Here is a 17,911-nt window from a genome sequence, read left to right as displayed (position 1 = left end):
CAGTCACCCCTGGTTAACCTGGAATTTTCCGCCATTTTACTGCATTTCTGGTCATTATCCTTCAAACCAGCCGAGAGAGCGGCGCTATTTGGTACTGCTCGGCGATCTCGGCATAGGCTACTTGATTGGCAGAATCAAGCGGAATGCCTTCGGCGTCGCGCTGAGCCTGGCAGCGCCATTCGCGATCACCTGGTGCCATTACCTGGGCATTGGGTGCAGCAGGCTGGGCGCGCAGGTCGGCTAGATACTCAGCCATTCCTTGCGCAAAAGTGCCTGCATCCGCAAACGCATCCGGTTTCATGACCAGGAAGAAGTGCCCTACCCCGCGTGGCGTCGCCATGTCTGGCCCACCCATAGGCAGCAGCTTAAAGCCATGCTGCATGCCCGACAGCATCGAACTCAGAACCTCAACCATGCCACCCAATCCCGCGCCCTTGAAGCCGAAGCCGCTACCACCCAGCGGTAACAGTGCGGCCACTTCACCAGGAACGCGGCTTACCTGCCCGGTAGCATCCGCCGCGACCTGGTCTGGCAGTTCACGCCCAATCGCCCCGTACTGCTGCACGCGATTCCAGGGCACCGAGCTGGTCGCCATATCCAGCAGGTAAGGCGACTCGCCCGCCACCGGCGCCGCAAAGGCGATGGGGTTGGTACCGTGAAAGGGTTTGGCGCCCTCATGCAACAGCACGAAAGGATCCGAATTGCAGAACGCCATGCCGAGATAACCGCGCTCAGCCGCTGCCAACGCATAGCACCCCGCCGCACCGAAGTGCGACGAGTTGCCCACCGCGACGGCGCCCATCCCCACCGTCTCGGCCATCGCCATGGCGTGCTCCATGGCGGTATAACCTGCAAGGTGCCCCAACCCGTCGTCAGCATCCAGAAAACCGGTCGCCGCCAGGCGCTGGTGGAACTGCATGTCGGGCGCGCCGTTGATCCGCCCGCCCTTGAGCGCCTGCAGATAGTGGGGCAGCAGACGCAGGCCATGGCTGTCGGTGCCCATACGTGAGGCGGTAATCAGCGCGTGAGTGACCGCGTTTGCTGATGCCTGATCAGCACCTGCCGCCTTCAGAACGGCTTGCATGAAGCGGGCAAGATCTTCGCGAGCGACGCGAAAATTTGACGACGTATCTCTCATTAATCGATAGCTCCTGGTTTCAGTCGGGCTACTGGCTGACCATTGGCCAGCCCCGGTAATGCTTAACGATAAATCAGTGTTGGCAGCCACAGCGAGATAGCTGGAATGAAGGTAACCAATAGCAATGCGATGACCAGCGGCACCAGGAACGGCAGCGTGCCACGCATGCATTTCTCGAAGGAAATTCCGGACACTCGCGACAGTACATACAGCACCATGCCTACCGGCGGCGTTAACAAGCCGATCATCAGGTTTAGCACCATGATCACGCCAAAGTGCACCGGATCGACACCCGCAGTAATGGCCACCGGCAACAATACCGGCACCAGGATGGTGATCGCCGCGATGGTCTCCATAAAACAGCCCACCAGAATCAGCACCAGGTTGATGATGATCAGCGTGGCGATGGGGTTATCGGCAAATGGCCCGAGCAGGGTCACGACATGCTGCGTGACCTGGTTGCTGGTCAGGATCCAGGCAAATATCGAGGCACCAGCGACGATCAGCAGGATCACGGCAGTGGTTTCAATAGTTTCCATGCTCACCTTGAGCAGGCGGCGCCAGGTCAGGCTACGATAAACCACTCCCCCCAGCACCAAGGCGTAGACCACCGCAGCAATCGCCGCTTCGGTAGGCGTGAAGGCCCCCGACATTATGCCGCCGACGATGATGACCGGTGTTAAGAGTGACAGGAAGGCGCGCTTGAACGTATGACCAAGCACCGGAAACGAGAACACCGCATCGCGGGTATAGCCGCGCCGCCGTGAAATGATCGTGATCATGGCCATTAGCACCAGCCCCATTAACAGGCCCGGTACCAGGCCGGCGACGAACAACTGGCCGACCGACACCGAGGCCATTACGCCATAGATAACCATCGGCAGACTCGGCGGAATAATCGGGCCAATGGTCGAAGATGCCGCAGTGATACCCACCGAGAACTCCTCGTCGTAACCGGCATCTTTCATGGCCTTGATTTCAATGGTACCTAGCCCCCCAGCATCGGCGACTGCGGCTCCTGACATGCCGGAAAAAACAATGCTGGCGCCTACATTGACGTGCCCCAGACCGCCACGCATCCAGCCCATCAATGCTTTGGCAAAGTCAAATATCCGCACGGTAATGCCACCATTGTTCATTAGGTTACCGGCGAGTATAAAAAACGGAATCGCCAACAGGGGAAAGCTGTCGACGCCGTTGATCATGCGATGCATCACGACAACATCGGGTACTCTGCCGGTCAGCAGCACATACAGCAGGCACGAGCCGGCAAGACTAATGGCGATCGGCACCCCTATCACCAGCAGGGTAAAGAGCGCCGCAAACAGGAACAGTAAATAGTGCTGGGTGGCGGCCAATGCGATACAGCCGAGTATCGCGACAGCCGCGACCAATGGCGGTACTATCGCACCGCCGCGCCTCACAGCCAGAATGTTGGGCATTGGGGTGATCTCCGAGAGAGTAGCGTGTTGGCGTGTTGTTATTGGGTATTGAGCAGTTCACTGGTGCCCGAGCGCCAGTGACGAATAGCCACCTCCACCCCTCTCACCAGCATGATGATAAAGCCCACCATCACCAAGTAGTAAAGCCAGCTTTTAGGGATATCCACAGAGGTCATCATGGCACTGGTACGATCAGCCAGTTTGAAGGTGATCCAGGCCATGCTGGCGAAGAAGGCAATATTGATCAGGTCTACCAGCGTCGACATCACGCGCCCCAGCCACCCCGGCATGTAGCGATAGAAAAATTCCACTGCGATATGCGATCCCTTTCGCACGGCCATGGTGCTGCCCATAAAGCCCACCATAACCAATAGATAGCGCGCCATCTCCTCCGTCCAGGCGATGGAATTACCCAGCACATAGCGGCTGAAAAACTGCATAAAGACATCCAGTGCCAGTAGCCAGAAGATCCCAAGCGTCAGGAAATCCTCCAGGGCATAGTCGTGAATGTTGAAGGAATCATCGTCGAGACCTGCAAGGCTGGTCTCGTCAGTAGAGTCAGTTTGGATCATGGAAGGCTCCCGCTTCGCCCCACCCGAGGCTTGGGCGGGGCGAGTCTTGGTCTACGAAAAAAACGATCCCGGAAACGTACGGATTCTGGAAAACTCAGGCCTCACGGCATTACCGTCCGATAGTCTGATTACTGGCCGATAGCCTGCAGACGATCATAGGTTTCCTGATCCCAAGTCGCCGCTTCACCGTTATGGGCAGGAATCGTGGCTTCGCGGAAGGGTTCTATATCGACTTCGTTGACGGTCACACCCTGCTCTTCGAACCAAGCCACCAGCTCTTCCTCGGATTTCAAGATATCTTGAGTGATGCGCTCGCCGGCTTCGGTGTAGACCTCACGGAAAACCTCACGATCCTCCTCGGAGAGGCGATTCCACAATGGGCCACCGGCGATGGTGATTAGCGAATCGGTGATATGCCCGGTCAGATTGATATAGTCCTGCACCTCATGAAACGCTTTGGCGCGAATGGTCGGCAGTGGGTTTTCTTGAGCATCCACCACACCTTGCTGCAGCGCCAGATAAACCTCGGAGAAAGCGATCGGAGTGGGGTTGGCGCCCACCGCTTCGGGGAACATCATGTACATTGGCGCATTGGGCGTACGAATTTTCAGGTCTTGCATGTCCTCCGGCGTATTGATCGGTTCGTTGGAGGTTACATGGCGACGCCCGTAGTAGTTCATGGCCAGCGGTACGTTACCGGTTTCATCCTGGTAGCCCTGGGCGATTTCCTTGAACAGGTCGCTATCAGCATAGGCCTGCCAATGGTCAAAATCGCGGAACATATAGGGCGCGCCAGCGATCCCCACCGGGCCATAGAAACGACCGGCAAATTGGTTGCCGGTGTAGATCAGATCAACCGTGCCAAGCTGTAGGCCTTCGTTGATGTCCGACTCCTTACCCAGTGATGACGCCGGGTGGACACTGATCGAATAACGGCCATCAGTACGCTCCTCGATTTCATCTGCCGCCCACAGTGCCCACTCGTGGTAGGGCTCGGATGTCTCATAGACGTGAGCAAAGGTGAGTTCTTCTTGCGCATGCACAGCACCGGTCACTGAGAGACCACCGGCGATAAGCGTAGCGGTCAGCAGGCGGGCCATCTTAAGCGATTGTTGGCGTTTGTGGCTCATCGTGTACTCCTCACAACCATTGGATTTGTTGTTGGATAGTGTGATTTGCTGCTATTTATTGTGATGTATTGGTTATTTTTTAAGCGGCGGCAACCAACGTAACCGATCATAGCGCTGTATACGTGTCATACCACCAGCTTCAAACTTAGTTGGCTGCCCGCAATCGCGCAACTATCCAGGTAACGATTTTAGTAGTGCCTATGATGATTCAAGCCGTGGAGCGAACTGATGGTATAAGCGCACCAGCAGTTGAGGATCGCCAAAGCCACCTGCTTTAGTCATCACTCGCTTTCGCCTATCGCCATCCATACTCCCTAGCGCCACCCCGGGTGACCACTCCGTCTCGACACAGATATAACTCACCCCCAGTTGAGTCAGCACGGCCATGGCGGTATCCCCGCCGGTTAAAAATAGCAAACACGGATCATCGTCCCGCCAGGCAGACGTAATGTCGGTCACTTTGGAAGCCATCGACTCGGCGACTTGGTTTGCCGTGCGTTCCTCACTCTCTCCGGGCACGACCACATAGGCCCCTAAGGCCGGGCTACTATTACAGGGTGTAGCAGAGGGCTCGGTACACGCTTTAATCACGGCCAAACCGGGCACGTATTGTCGCAACTGTTGGAGCTGTTCGGCAGCACGAGGGCTTCTAGAACCGATGGCATAAAGCACTGCATTGACGCTATTCAACGCTCGAAACGGTGCATCAGGCCACCCGAAAAGGCGCTGGGCGATAGCCGTTGCCAGCCCCGCAGCCCCCGCCATTGCTCGGCGGCAGCCAGCACTCGACACGAGCTGATAGAGCGCAGCAAGCTCCTCGTCGCTTTGGGCATCGGCGATACAGTCCCCGTTAGGGAGTTGAGCGCCCTGACCAGAGCGATAGCGCTGCAGCGGTTGTCCGCTGACGGCAAATGCCTGATCAATGGGGCCGATCAGAGGTGTTGAGAGGGCATCCTGTTGGTAGGTGGTATCAGCCAGTGGAATGCCGTCCACCCACACTTCGGCATTACGCACTGCTCGCCCCTGGGCCGGTACCGCGGGAGCCAACAGCAGGGGAAAGCCAAGCGCTTCCCGCAGTGCTGTGCACTCTGCGACTACTTGGCCACGCAGGGTTGAATCGACTTTCTTGAACCACTCCTGCGGCGCGACTCGCGTGAGCAAACGCACTGCTTCGCTTACCCGAAGCGCCGCCTCCTCAGATTGCAGATGGCGGGACTGGGTATTCACGGCGATGACCTCTGGCCACTGGCCTTGCCATGCCTCTAGCGTTGTCGCTAATGCCTCCAGGCTAACCACCACGCGGACATCTGCGCCTCGCGCGGCAAAGGGTGCTGAGGTGTCCAGCGCGCCCGAAAGATCATCGGCAATAATCGCCAATCGGCAGCCGCTCATGCCTTGGCGCCACTGGCTAACCGTCGCGCATAGGCAATCGCTGATCCCATGTTGGTGGCATCGGCTTTGCCCTGCCAGGCAATATCAAAGGCAGTGCCGTGATCCACCGAGGTGCGCTGAAGCGGCAAGCCAAGGCTGACATTGACCGTGGTATCAAAAGCAATCAGTTTGACGGGGATATGGCCCTGGTCGTGATACTGGGCAATAACCAAATCGAACTCGCCTTTCGAAGCGCGGTAAAACACCGTATCCGCAGAGATCGGCCCGCTCACATCAAAACCCCGTTCCCGCAAGCGTTCCACCGCTGGGGCGATACAGCGACTATCTTCGTCGCCAAAAATCCCCCCTTCACCGCAGTGCGGATTAAGGCCTGCCACGGCAATGCGCGGAGCCTTCATGCCCAACGCGAGCAAGTGCGCGTGTCCTGCTTCAACGGTGGCAATGATGCGTTCAGGGGTCACTCGGTCGATCGCATCACGTAGCGACACGTGGGTGGATACATGTAGCGTCGAGAGCGTCTCAGATGCCAGCAGCATAAACGACGAGGGCGCACCGGTCAGCGATGCCAGCATCCCGGTGTGGCCATCGTAATGGTGCCCAGCTTCATGCAACGCCGCCTTGTTCAGCGGGGCGGTGACAATCACCTGCGCCCGCCCCGCCTGCACCAATTCCACGGCTTTATGAACGCAGCGAAACGCCATATCACCCGCACCGGCGCTAATTTGACCATCAGCAATCTCAACGCCTTTCGGCACCTCGACCACACCGACCGCCACACAATCCTTATCGCTCTCTGCCTGCTCCAATGGCACGAACTCAAGCACAACACCAACACTTGCCGCCGCACGGCGATAAATAGCCGGGTCACCGATGACCATCGCCGTGGCACGTTCGGTGGCGGACATAGCACTCAGCGCGCGGCAAATAATCTCAGGGCCGATGCCAGCAGGGTCGCCCATGGTGATAGCAATTTCATAACAGCGTGGGGAGCTATTCATGGCATTAACTGCCCGCCGTTGACCTCGATGATTTGACCAGTGACATAGCCACTGAGCGTATCGGTCGCCAGAAAAACGTACGCGCCCACGCACTCTTCCGCCGTGCCCAAACGCCCCATGGGAATCGATGCCCGAGCTGCGTTTAGATGAGCATCGCTTGAGTGGCGCTCATGAAAATCGGTCGCAATCGTACCGGGGGCCACAGCATTCACGCGGATATTATCCCCGGCAAGTTCCTTGGCCATATTTCGCGTTATCGTGCTCACAAAACCTTTTGCTGAGGCGTATAGTCCAGCGCCTCCCCCGCCGCCATTACGTGCGGCAATCGAGGTAGTGTGAATAATATTGCCACCGCCTGCGTGGCGAAAATGCGGTAGCGCTGCGCGGCTGGCCATGATCACCGAGCGGACATTGAGATCCATGACCCGGTCATATTGGTCATCGTCCATCTCATCTAAGCCAACCCGGCCCAGCATGTCCCCCGCGTTATTGATCAACAGGTCTAAACCGCCCAGACGCTCGGCGGCATCGTCGACGAGTTTTTGGGTCTCGCTGGTGTGGCTGACGTCTGCTTTAACGGTAAAGGCGTCCCCACCCGCATCGCGAATCGCCTTGGCCACTGCCTCCGCGGGCGCTTCACTGCTGTGATAATGCACCGCTATGTGGGCTCCCAACGCCCCCAGCTGTTTCGCAACCGCCGCGCCAATGCCACGGCTGGCGCCGGTGATAAGTACTCGCTTACCGTTCCACTCGTCTAACATGAAATTCTCCTTAACACTTTTGCTTTTATTTTGAGAGCCACACTTAGCGAAACCGTCGTCCTCTAGATAGATTTAACTATCGACCCGAAATGGAGCGGTGCGCTAAAGTAAGCAATGAACTGGCATACCTGTCATACAAAGCGACATCTATAACATGATAGGCGATGGCGTGTTTAGCGCCAGTCGCCTCCCACTGCTAACGATTAAAACTAATTCTAAGAGCGAATGGAGAAGTACATGAATCCACTTTCATCGACGGACACACTTCCCGCCGACCTGGGTAACGCGCTGCTGGTTGGCCGCGTTTGGCTGGAGGGCAGCCATCCTGGCCCCGCGCTAGTGACCGTCAACAACGGTCAGGTGATCGACATTACCGCCTATGGGCCCACCATGGCTGACCTGCTGGAACGCGACGACCTACAAGCGGTAGTGCAGCGAGCGGAAGGCCCCAACCTAGGTAGTGTCGAGGCACTGCTGGAAAACTCTCAGTTACCCCAACCACAAGCGCCCTACCTGCTAGCCCCCTGCGATGTTCAGGCCGTTAAAGCCTGCGGCGTCACCTTTGCCGTCAGCCTGCTGGAACGGGTAATCGAAGAGCAAGCGGGTGGCGATTCGGCCAGGGCAGCCGAGCTGCGTGACGACTTGCAGGCGCTGATCGGCAAAGATCTTTCTAAAATTAAGCCCGGCTCTGACGAGGCCATGTCGCTTAAAAAAGCGCTTCAAGCGCGCGGCGGCTGGTCACAGTACATGGAAGTCGGCATCGGCCCGGATGCAGAGGTATTTACCAAGTCTCAGCCGCTCTCATCGGTAGGCTTTGGCACACCGGTGGGTTTGCACCCGTCTTCAAAATGGAATAACCCCGAGCCGGAAATTGTCCTGGCAGTAGACAGCCGCGGCCAAGTGCGCGGTGCGACTCTGGGCAACGACGTTAACCTGCGCGATGTGGAAGGGCGCAGCGCCCTGCTGCTCGGCAAGGCAAAAGATAACAACGCCTCCTGCTCCATTGGTCCCTTCATTCGCCTGTTTGATGACCACTTCGATATCGACAGCGTGCGCAACTGCCAGGTATCGCTGCGTATTGAGGGGGAGGATGACGACTTCCTGCTCCAGGGCGAGAGCGATATGCGCGAGATCAGCCGCGACCCGCTGGACTTGGTAAGCCAAACCATCGGCGGCCACCACCAATATCCGGACGGTTTTATGCTGTTCCTCGGCACCATGTTTTCGCCCATTCAGGATCGCGACGGGGAAGGCCAGGGTTTTACCCATCACCTGGGTGATCGCGTCACCATCGCCACCCCGGCCCTGGGCGCCCTAGTCAACCGGGTAGGCAGAAGCGATCAATTGCCGCCCTGGACCTACGGTATTCGCGAACTGATGCGCCACTTAGCGCGCCGCTGATTCTAACAATCAATACGCCACTCATATCACAGCCTAGGAGCGCACAATGACAACCATCACTCGCGTCGAGATCCAGGATATTCGTTTTCCCACCTCGCGTTCTCTGGATGGCTCGGATGCCATGAATGCCGCGCCGGACTACTCCGCCGCCTACGTCATCCTGCACACCGATGACAGCAGCCCCGAGGGGCACGGCTTAACTTTTACCATTGGCCGCGGCAACGAGATTGTGGTGACCGCTTTGCACTCCCTAGCGCCGCTGATCGAGGGACGAACGCTTGAGTCGATAACCGACGACATGGGCACCTTCTGGCGGGAAATTACTGGCGACAGCCAGCTGCGTTGGATCGGCCCCGATAAAGGCGCAATTCACCTAGCCACCGCCGCTATCGTTAACGCCGTGTGGGATATGTGGGCGAAAAACGAAGGTAAGCCGGTCTGGAAGTTGCTGGTGGATATGACCCCGGAACAGCTGGTGCGCTGCCTTGATTTCCGTTTCGTCACCGACGCGCTAACGCCGGAAGAAGCGATCTGTCTGCTGCGCCGTCAGGCCTCCGGCAAAGAAGCCCGCGAAGCCGAAATGCGCCACGATGGCTACCCCGCCTACACTACTTCAGCGGGCTGGCTGGGTTACAGCGACGAGAAAGTGCGCGGTCTGGCGCGTGAAGCGCTGGCTGAAGGCTGGACTCATTTCAAACAGAAGATTGGCGGCGACATTGAAGAGGATGCCCGCCGAGCGGCGCTGCTACGCGAAGAGATCGGTTGGGACAACGTGCTGATGATGGACGCCAACCAGGTGTGGGAAGTCGACGAGACGATCACCAAGATGCGTCGGCTGGCCGAATTTGACCCGCTATGGATAGAAGAGCCCACCAGCCCTGACGACATTCTCGGCCACGCCGAAATCCGCCACCGGGTTGCGCCTATCGGCGTCGCCACTGGCGAGCACTGTCACAATAAAGTGATGTTCAAGCAGTTCTTCCAGGCGGATGCCATCGACTATTGCCAGCTCGATGCGGCACGTTTGGGCGGGCTTAACGAAGTGATTTTAGTAACGCTGATGGCCGCCAAGTTCGGCGTGCCAATTTGCCCCCACGGCGGTGGCGTCGGGCTGTGTGAGTACACCCAGCATATCTCCCTGTTCGACTATATCGCGGTATCCGGCAGCCTTGAAGGTCGCGTGCTTGAATATGTGGATCACCTGCACGAACACTTTATTGACCCGGTAGTAATCAACCGTGGCCGCTACCAAGTGCCTGAAGCGCCAGGTTACAGTATCGCCATGCACGCAGAATCCCAAGCACAGCACCGCTTCCCCGAGGGCGCGGCCTGGAAGGAAGAGAAGTAATGACAGACACCACCTCCTTTCTAAATGAGCTAACCAGCCTGCTCGGCGAGCGAGGCTTGCTGCGCGAGCCAGACGCCATAGCGCGCTACATTAGCGACTGGGCGGGAGATACGCTGGGCACACCACTGGCGGTGGCCCGTCCGGCTAACACGGAAGAAGTCGCCGAGGTGGTAAAGCGCTGCTACGCCCAAGGAATCGCGATGACGCCACAGGGCGGCCATAGCGGTCTGGTGGCGGGCGCCTTGCCCGCCACCAACGGTCAGGAGTTGGTGATCAGTCTTGAGCGCTTAAATAGCGTGCGCGCCATTGATCCGATTAACTTCACCATTACCGTAGACGCTGGCTGCATCCTTGAGAACGTCAAGCTGGCGGCTTTTGATCATGACTGTGACTTTCCGCTCTCGCTGGGCGCCCAAGGCAGTTGTCAGATTGGTGGAAATATTGCCACCAATGCGGGCGGGCTTAACGTACTCCGCTACGGCATGATGCGCGAGCTGGTGCTGGGGCTTGAAGTGGTGCTGCCCGATGGGCGCGTCTGGGAAAGCCTGAATGCGCTGCACAAAGACAACCGCGGTTACGACCTTCAGCAATTGTTTCTGGGTAGTGAAGGTACGCTGGGTATTGTTACGGGCGCAGTGTTAAAGCTTTCACCACGCACTACCCAGAACCGGACTGCTCTACTGGGCCTACCCTCCATCCAGGCGGTCATCGACCTGTATGGTCTGGCGCGCCGGGAGTGCTGCGACCTGCTGACGGCTTTTGAGCTGATTCCTCGCCGCTGTATCGAGCTGGCGATTGAAGCAACGCCAGAGCTGCGTGACCCGCTTGAAGACGCGTACCCCTGGTACGTGCTGATGGAAGTCGCGACCACGGGGCCAGTGGATCTGGGTTCGATGTTGGAAGCGCTGCTGGAAACCGGCATGGAGCGCGAGCTGGTGCTGGATGGCGCGCTGGCTTCCAGCGACACCCAATCCGCCCAGCTATGGCAGTTCCGCGAAAGCATGCTGGAAGGCCAACGGCGGCGCGGAGAGCACCTGCGTACCGATATCTCGGTGCCCATCTCGGCGATACCCGACTTCGTTACCCGCGCCAGTGACGTGGTCATGGCCGCTTCCCCCGAGTGCGAAATTATTGCCTACGGGCATGTGGGTGACGGCAACCTACACTTCAATATACTGCCGCCCACGGCAATGGCGGATAGCGATAAGAAAGCCCACCTGCACGACTTGGAAGAGCGGCTGTTTGAAGTGCTCGACGATTTTCACGGTAGCATTAGCGCCGAGCACGGCATTGGCCGCACCAAGCAAGCGCCTTATCTGGCGCGGCTATCGCCGATTGAGCGGGAGCTGATCAACGGGGTTAAAACCCTGTTTGACCCTAAAGGGCTGATGAACCCAGGTCGGATTTTGCCTGCCGTAGAGTAACCCCGACGCTTTGTTCATTCGTGCCTGAACCGCTCCGCCAGACCGCGCAGGGCATTGGCATAGAGCAGGGCATCGATACCCACCCCAACAAAGGTGCAGCCCGCTGCAAGATAGCCGCGGGCTGCCTGCTCATCCACCGTCACGATACCTGCGGCCTTCCCTGCCGCACGTATTGTGGTGATAGCATCGCTAATCGCCGCGGTGACGTCAGGATGACTGGCGTTGCCCAGGTGCCCCATTGAGGCCGATAAATCCGCCGGGCCAATGAACACCCCATCGACACCTTCTACTGCGGCGATTGCCTCCAGATTGGCAAGTGCCTGGGGGCTCTCTACCTGCAGCATTAGGCAGATTTCGTCATCGGCGCGGGAGAGGTAGCCTTCTGCCTGCCCCCAGCGCGAGGCGCGTGCCAGCACATGACCAACGCCGCGACTACCGCGGGGTGGATAGCGTGTGGCCGCCACCAGCTGGGCAGCCTGCTCAGCCGTTTCCACCATGGGGATTAACAGGTTCTGAACGCCAATATCCAGGTAGCGCTTGATCAGCACCGTATCCCCGGTGGGCGGGCGCACCACCGGGTGGCTGCCATAGGGGGCCAGTGCCTGTAGTTGGGCAAGCAGGCTCGATACATCGTTGGGAGCATGCTCGGCGTCAAGCAGCAGCCAGTCAAAGCCTGCCGTGGCGGCAATCTCCGCGGTGTAGGCGCTCGCCAAGCCGAGCCAAATCCCCGTTTGGGGCTGTCCCGCCAGCAGTTGCTGCTTAAACGTGTTGTGCGGCATTTTCATTCGCTTTCCTTTTACATCAATACCCCATAACGTCTGGCAGCCAAGTAGCCAGCCCCGGCACGGCGATGAGCAGTAGAATGGTGGCGATAATCGGCAGTAAGAACGGCATGATCGCCGTGACGACCTGGCCGTAGCGCAACCGTGTGATCCCCACCATCAGGAACAACACGGTGCCAAAGGGCGGGGTAATAACCCCTACTGAAAGCGTGATCACCATCACAATACCGAAATGCACGGGGTCTAATCCGGCACTTAGCGCCGCGGGAACCACAATCGGGGTAAAAATCAGGATGCTTTCAATCACCGACATAAAGCAGCCGATAAGCAGGAAGAACAGCGCAAAGCAGAGCAACAGCAGGATCGTTGGCATATCGATGCTGGCCACCTGCCCCGCCAACGCCTGAGGGATCCCCATACGCACCAGGATCCAGCCATAAAAGCTGGAGACCGCAATAATCAGCAGGATCACTGCACTGAACATCAGGGTACGGCGGAAAGCGTTATAGAGGTCTCGCCAGTTCAAGTCACGGTAGATCAGCCCGCCTAGAATTACCGCGTAGAGCGAGGCAATAGCCCCCGCCTCGGTGGGTGTGAAGAAACCACCCCAAATACCACCGACGATAATCGCCGGCATCATTAATGGCAAGATGGCACGCCTACCGGTGCGGGCGACTTCGCAAGCATCAAAGGGTGTGGGCTTGGGCATCACCACCTTGCCACTGGCAGCCAGTAGCACGGTCATCCCCATCAGCAGCAGCGCCATCAAAATACCCGGCAGTAGCCCCGCCATAAACAGCCCGCCAATGCTCACATTGGCTAACCAGCCGTACACAACCAAGGCAATACTGGGCGGCAGAATCGGCCCAATAACGCTGGAAGCAGCGGTAACACCGGTGGAGTAATCCAGCGCATAGCCACGCTCTTTCATGGCTTTGATTTCGATGCTGCCAAGCCCTGCGGCATCGGCAACGGCAGTGCCCGACATAGTGGCAAAAATGGAGCTAGCCACCACATTCGCGTGACCCAGGCCGCCCTTGGTAAAGCCCACCAGCGCGGTGGCGAAGTCGAAAATACGCGTAGTGGTGGAGCCAATATTCATGATGTTGGCGGCCAGAATAAACAACGGTATCGCCAGCAGAGTAAAGTTATTGAGCGTTTGCACCATGCGCAGCGGCAGTAACTCAACGGGCAGCCCACCGGTACCAGTAGCCACCAGGGCGATAAAGGAGGTCACGCCAATGGCGACCACCACAGGCAAACCAATGGCCATCAGTACTAACAGGCCACCGACGAAAATCAGTAGTTCGGTCATGGTTGAGAAGCCTCCTCTTCATGGGACGTTTCCAACCACGCCACCGGGCCGCGAAAAGTTTGCCAAAGGGCAATCAGCGCCATGCCCACAAAGCTGAAAAAGATGCCGTAATAGAGATAGCTGAAGCTGATACTTAACGAGACCGTTTTATTGTTGGCGCTCATGTCCGACATAATCCATGCCCCCCAGGCAGCAAGGGCAAAAAAACCGCAGGAAATCAGTGCAGTAAACCGGTACTGAATATTTTTACCCAGGCCTGAAAGCTTGTGACTAAACAGATCGACCACCAGGTGTTCACTGCGCACCCACGCCGATAGCGAGCCAAAGCCAATCGCGTAGATGGCCAACATAGACGCTACTTCTTCGGTCCAGGGCATGCCCAGCCCCAACAAGTCGCGGGCAATGACCGCCGCCACGATCAATAGCAGGATGGCCGCCATTAACGCCACGCCGACCCCATCGCACAGGCGGGTGACGCCGCGCAGCGTATAGAAAGCGATTCGATCCGGCCCTTGGCTGGGTGCTACAGCGTCTTCCACAGCAGAACTCCTTACCCTGACGTCTTTTTTTCGGTTATGAAAACTTATTTGTCTTGTAAAACTTATTTATCTTGAAGAACAACGACGGCCCAGTGGGCCGCCGCTGTTTCTGCCAAAGGAGGGTTACTCGCTCTGGTTACCCAGTGCATCCTCGCGAACGCCGTCGGCCATTTCGGCCATGACACGATCAATCGCCGGTAACGCGGCTTCGCGGAAAGCGGCAATATCAGGCTCAATAACCGTCATGCCTTCGTCCTGCAGTGCTTCCAGGTAGTACTCATCGAGTTCGCGCTCACGCTCGGTACCGTGCTCACGGGCGACATGAATGGCCTCTTCGATCAATGCCTGGTCGTCTGACTCAAGACCTTCCCACCAGCGCGCACTCGCCACCCAGTTCCACGGGAACTGCACATGGCTGGTCATAATGATGTGATCCTGCACTTCCCACAGGCGGCGGGTATAGGGCGATGAGAGCGAGTTCTCATGGCCGTCAACCTGACCGGTCTGCATGGCAAGGTAAATTTCGGGAGCGGGCACATTGACGACCTGGGCGCCGATCTCTTCCCACACTTCCATCCATACTGGCAGCGCAGGAAGGCGCATGCGGAAACCATCAAGATCTTCCGGGGTTTCGATGGCTTTATTGGCGGTCATGTGGCGCGGGCCGCGGTGCTGGGTGCCGAAGTATTTAAGGCCGCCCTGACTCTCCGCCTTTTCAATCAGTGCCTGGCCAGAGGGGCTCTCCATATAGGCATCGACTTCGTCCCAGGTTGAGAACACAAAGGGCACAGTAATGGCATCGTATTCAGGCGCGTACTGCTGGCGCCAGTTACCGCCAGTGATAGAGAGCTGGGTTTGACCAAGGTTCAGTAGTTCCAAAACGGCATTTTCGCCGCCCAATGAACCCGCCAGGAAGGGACGAACATCGAAACGACCCGGTGCCTGTTCTTCTAAGTACTCAGCAAAGCGCTCCACCGCTGCGCTTTCCGAACCGCCCTCACTCATGGTGTTGTTAACTTGGATTTCGATAGGATTCGCCAAGACGAACGGCGCCGTCGTTAGCATGCCTAGGGTAGCCAGCGTGGCAAGCAGTTGTTTCCGCATGGGATAGACTCTCTACGGTTGTCGTTATTGGGTGTGGTTCTTGTAACTTTCAGGTAACGCTTACGTGATCTTGAAACATGCATCCCAAGGGCTCAAATCGACGTTCAAGAAGGCTGACTTCGTAAAACACGATGGCTAGAAACGCTGCTATAACGGGCTTTTAAATCCATTCCATCACGGCCGTACGACCAAAGATGAATACCGAGCTCCTTTAATCAACCACTGTTTAGCTTGCTTTAGGCCATTGAAAGGGTAGCTATTGGAGCTTTGCTTTCTCAAACCACGAAGCCATAAGGAGAATTTCTTGAGCTATTGCTCATCCTCTTTCTGGGTAAGGTGATCCACCAAATGCCGGGCAGTCACATGCAACGAGGCATAGCGACGCATGCCAATCACCAGTTCGCGCTGAGCCCATGGATCGCTAAGCGGGATACTTTTAAGCTGTAAGTCTCCCAGATCACGATAGATGGTTTGCTCAGGCAGTACGCCAACACCCATACCATGGTGGATCATGCGGCAAATGGCATCGAAGCTGCGTACCTGAATACGCATTCGCAGCGCTTTACCCGCTAGGTTAGCCTGCTCGTTCAACAGCGACTGCAGCGAGGCATCCTGCTGCAAGCCGATAAAATCGAAAGCTAGCGCTTCATTAAAGGCGATGCTTTCACGCCCAGCCAAAGGATGATCGATAGGAGTCATTAACACGAGTCGATCTTGTCGATAGGAGAGCTGTTGAAGGTCGGGCGCCGCGACATGCCCAGCAAAGATACCGATATCGGTCAGTCCGTCGCGAACGGCAGCGATAATTTCGCTGCTGACCCGCTCCTGAAGATCAATTTTGATTTCCGGGTAGAGGCGTGAGAAGGCGCTGAGATCCTGGGGAAGAAAGGCAATGATCGCCGAAGTATTGGAGTGGATACGCACATGGCCGCGGACGCCTTCGCCATACTCGCTGAGCTCGGCCTGCAGGCGTTCAATGTTATCCATAATACGTCGGGCATGATGCAAAAACGCCTGACCTGCAGGAGTCAGTTCTACACCTCTGGGGCGACGATAGAGCAGCGTGGTGCCGACCAACGTTTCCAGGTCACTTATGCGTTTGCTCACCGCGGCGAGAGCTAAGTGTTCACGCTCCGCCGCCGCCGTCAGTCGACCTTCATCCGCCACGGAGATAAACAGTTTAAGGGTGACAAAATCAAAGCGGCGCATCCTACGAACTCCTTGAAAGCAAGCTCCCTATGGTAGCCCACACCTTCGCCAGCCACGAACCCTTTGTTACCCATTGCCTAATTGTCGCCCCTGATTAGCTCACGCATGCTGGCTAATAGTGAACACTCAATGATAAGAGAGAGCCTTAATGAATGCTTCCGAAGCGCGCCAGCTTCCGCTACAGGGCTTAAAAGTACTTGAGCTTGGCCAACTGATTGCAGGGCCTTTCGCCACCAAACTGCTGGGCGAATTCGGTGCCGACGTGATTAAAATCGAGCCCCCCGGCACCGGCGACCCACTTCGCAAATGGCGAATGATTGAAGACGGCACCTCGCTGTGGTGGCACGTCCAAACCCGCAACAAGCGCTCGGTCGCGTTAGATTTACGCAGCGAAGAGGGGCAAGGCCTGGTGCGCCAGCTCGCAGCCGAGGCCGATGTAGTGGTGGAAAACTTCCGCCCCGGCACCTTAGACAACTGGGGGCTAGGCTGGGAAGCGCTCTCCCAACTCAACCCACGCTTAATCATGGTGCATATTTCCGGCTACGGGCAAACGGGGCCTTACCGCGATAAGCCCGGCTTTGGGGTGATTGGCGAAGCCATGGGCGGGCTGCGTTACCTCACCGGCCAGCCGGGAGAACCCTCGGTACGCGTGGGGGTGAGCATCGGCGACTCGCTTTCCGCGCTCTACGCGGTGATTGGCACGCTACTGGCGCTCCAGGAGCGCAACCGCAGCGGCCTGGGCCAAGAGATCGACGTTGCGCTGTATGAGTCGGTATTTGCAATGATGGAGAGCCTACTGCCGGAGTTCGATGCCAGCGGCCAGGTTCGCGAACCCAGCGGCAGCGCCCTGCCCGGCATTACCCCCTCAAACGCCTACCGCTGCCAGGGCGGCGATTACGTGCTGATTGCTGGTAACGGCGACAGCATCTTCAAACGCTTAATGGGCGTGATTGGTCGTGATGATCTCGCCAACGACCCGGCACTGGCCCACAACGATGGGCGCAGCCAGCAAGCCGAGGTGATTGATACCGCGATTCAGTCCTGGACAGAAGAGCGCCCACGGGATGCCATTTTACAGGCGCTGGATGAAGCCCGTGTGCCCGCAGGCTACCCCTACACGGCGGAAGATATCGCCTTTGATCCCCACTATTTGGCGCGGGAGATGATTCAAACCTTTACTCGCCCCAACGGTAAACCGCTAAAAGTACCCGGCGTACTGCCCAAGCTAAGCGCTACCCCTGGGCGAATCGGCGACGGCGGCCCCACGCTTGGCCAGCATACCGACGACGTATTGGATGAGTTGGGCATTGACCATGAAACCCGAGCCAAACTGCGCCAAGCGGGCATAATCTAGGA

Annotated in this window: 16 protein-coding genes; 4 read left to right on the top strand and 12 right to left on the bottom strand. The window is 57.6% G+C overall.

The window, feature by feature from the left end:
• Nucleotides 1–61 precede the first annotated feature (61 nt).
• From HALA3H3_RS12290 to HALA3H3_RS12260, 7 genes are all read right to left on the bottom strand, one after another.
• Nucleotides 62–1,138: an Ldh family oxidoreductase gene (locus HALA3H3_RS12290; protein WP_022521912.1), complete on the bottom strand. Its 1,077-nt coding sequence runs from the start codon at nucleotides 1,136–1,138 to the stop codon at nucleotides 62–64.
• Between the two features lie 62 nt (nucleotides 1,139–1,200).
• On the bottom strand, nucleotides 1,201–2,580 hold the full coding sequence (locus HALA3H3_RS12285) for a TRAP transporter large permease (protein ID WP_022521911.1): 1,380 nt from the start codon (nucleotides 2,578–2,580) through the stop codon (nucleotides 1,201–1,203).
• A 38-nt stretch (nucleotides 2,581–2,618) separates the two neighbouring features.
• Nucleotides 2,619–3,152 (bottom strand): TRAP transporter small permease, encoded by a 534-nt coding sequence (locus HALA3H3_RS12280; RefSeq protein ID WP_022521910.1) that lies wholly within the window; start codon nucleotides 3,150–3,152, stop codon nucleotides 2,619–2,621.
• Between the two features lie 128 nt (nucleotides 3,153–3,280).
• Nucleotides 3,281–4,282: a sialic acid TRAP transporter substrate-binding protein SiaP gene (locus tag HALA3H3_RS12275; RefSeq protein WP_022521909.1), complete on the bottom strand. Its 1,002-nt coding sequence runs from the start codon at nucleotides 4,280–4,282 to the stop codon at nucleotides 3,281–3,283.
• A gap of 198 nt (nucleotides 4,283–4,480) precedes the next feature.
• A complete protein-coding gene (locus tag HALA3H3_RS12270) occupies nucleotides 4,481–5,674 on the bottom strand; it encodes a four-carbon acid sugar kinase family protein (protein ID WP_022521908.1) in 1,194 nt (397 codons plus the stop codon).
• Nucleotides 5,671–6,672: a 4-hydroxythreonine-4-phosphate dehydrogenase PdxA gene (gene pdxA / locus HALA3H3_RS12265; RefSeq protein WP_022521907.1), complete on the bottom strand. Its 1,002-nt coding sequence runs from the start codon at nucleotides 6,670–6,672 to the stop codon at nucleotides 5,671–5,673. The genes HALA3H3_RS12270 and pdxA overlap by 4 nt, the downstream gene beginning before the upstream one ends.
• On the bottom strand, nucleotides 6,669–7,433 hold the full coding sequence (locus tag HALA3H3_RS12260; protein ID WP_022521906.1) for an SDR family NAD(P)-dependent oxidoreductase: 765 nt from the start codon (nucleotides 7,431–7,433) through the stop codon (nucleotides 6,669–6,671). Before HALA3H3_RS12260 ends, pdxA begins: the two co-directional genes overlap by 4 nt.
• 237 nt (nucleotides 7,434–7,670) lie before the next feature.
• Here HALA3H3_RS12260 and HALA3H3_RS12255 point away from each other — a divergent pair, with 237 nt between their 5' ends.
• From HALA3H3_RS12255 to HALA3H3_RS12245, 3 genes are read left to right on the top strand one after another with little or no spacing between them, the layout of a single operon-like run.
• On the top strand, nucleotides 7,671–8,834 hold the full coding sequence (locus HALA3H3_RS12255; RefSeq protein ID WP_022521905.1) for a fumarylacetoacetate hydrolase family protein: 1,164 nt from the start codon (nucleotides 7,671–7,673) through the stop codon (nucleotides 8,832–8,834).
• Between the two features lie 46 nt (nucleotides 8,835–8,880).
• Entirely contained in the window at nucleotides 8,881–10,182 is a 1,302-nt protein-coding gene (locus tag HALA3H3_RS12250) for an L-fuconate dehydratase (protein ID WP_022521904.1), read from the top strand.
• Nucleotides 10,182–11,606 (top strand): FAD-binding oxidoreductase, encoded by a 1,425-nt coding sequence (locus HALA3H3_RS12245; RefSeq protein ID WP_022521903.1) that lies wholly within the window; start codon nucleotides 10,182–10,184, stop codon nucleotides 11,604–11,606. Before HALA3H3_RS12250 ends, HALA3H3_RS12245 begins: the two co-directional genes overlap by 1 nt.
• 14 nt (nucleotides 11,607–11,620) lie before the next feature.
• On the opposite strand, the gene hpaI is transcribed toward HALA3H3_RS12245, so the two are convergent.
• From hpaI to HALA3H3_RS12220, 5 genes are all read right to left on the bottom strand, one after another.
• Complete coding sequence (gene hpaI, locus HALA3H3_RS12240; protein ID WP_022521902.1) at nucleotides 11,621–12,391, bottom strand: 4-hydroxy-2-oxoheptanedioate aldolase; 771 nt, start codon at nucleotides 12,389–12,391, stop codon at nucleotides 11,621–11,623.
• A gap of 16 nt (nucleotides 12,392–12,407) precedes the next feature.
• Nucleotides 12,408–13,703 carry a TRAP transporter large permease gene (locus tag HALA3H3_RS12235; protein WP_009287487.1) on the bottom strand — a complete coding sequence of 432 codons (1,296 nt, stop codon included), beginning with the start codon at nucleotides 13,701–13,703 and terminating at the stop codon, nucleotides 12,408–12,410.
• Nucleotides 13,700–14,242 carry a TRAP transporter small permease gene (locus HALA3H3_RS12230; RefSeq protein ID WP_022521901.1) on the bottom strand — a complete coding sequence of 181 codons (543 nt, stop codon included), beginning with the start codon at nucleotides 14,240–14,242 and terminating at the stop codon, nucleotides 13,700–13,702. The genes HALA3H3_RS12235 and HALA3H3_RS12230 overlap by 4 nt, the downstream gene beginning before the upstream one ends.
• A gap of 123 nt (nucleotides 14,243–14,365) precedes the next feature.
• Complete coding sequence (locus HALA3H3_RS12225; RefSeq protein WP_022521900.1) at nucleotides 14,366–15,346, bottom strand: TRAP transporter substrate-binding protein; 981 nt, start codon at nucleotides 15,344–15,346, stop codon at nucleotides 14,366–14,368.
• A gap of 309 nt (nucleotides 15,347–15,655) precedes the next feature.
• Entirely contained in the window at nucleotides 15,656–16,555 is a 900-nt protein-coding gene (locus HALA3H3_RS12220; protein ID WP_022521899.1) for a LysR family transcriptional regulator, read from the bottom strand.
• Between the two features lie 148 nt (nucleotides 16,556–16,703).
• Between HALA3H3_RS12220 and HALA3H3_RS12215 the strand changes: the two genes are divergently transcribed.
• A complete protein-coding gene (locus tag HALA3H3_RS12215) occupies nucleotides 16,704–17,909 on the top strand; it encodes a CaiB/BaiF CoA transferase family protein (RefSeq protein WP_022521898.1) in 1,206 nt (401 codons plus the stop codon).
• Nucleotides 17,910–17,911 lie beyond the last annotated feature (2 nt).

Origin of the sequence: Halomonas sp. A3H3, from assembly GCF_000982975.1 — a bacterium.
Taxonomy (GTDB): domain Bacteria; phylum Pseudomonadota; class Gammaproteobacteria; order Pseudomonadales; family Halomonadaceae; genus Vreelandella; species Vreelandella titanicae.
The sequence above is the reverse complement of the archived record's forward strand: the minus strand, read 5'-3'. Positions and strand labels throughout refer to the sequence as shown.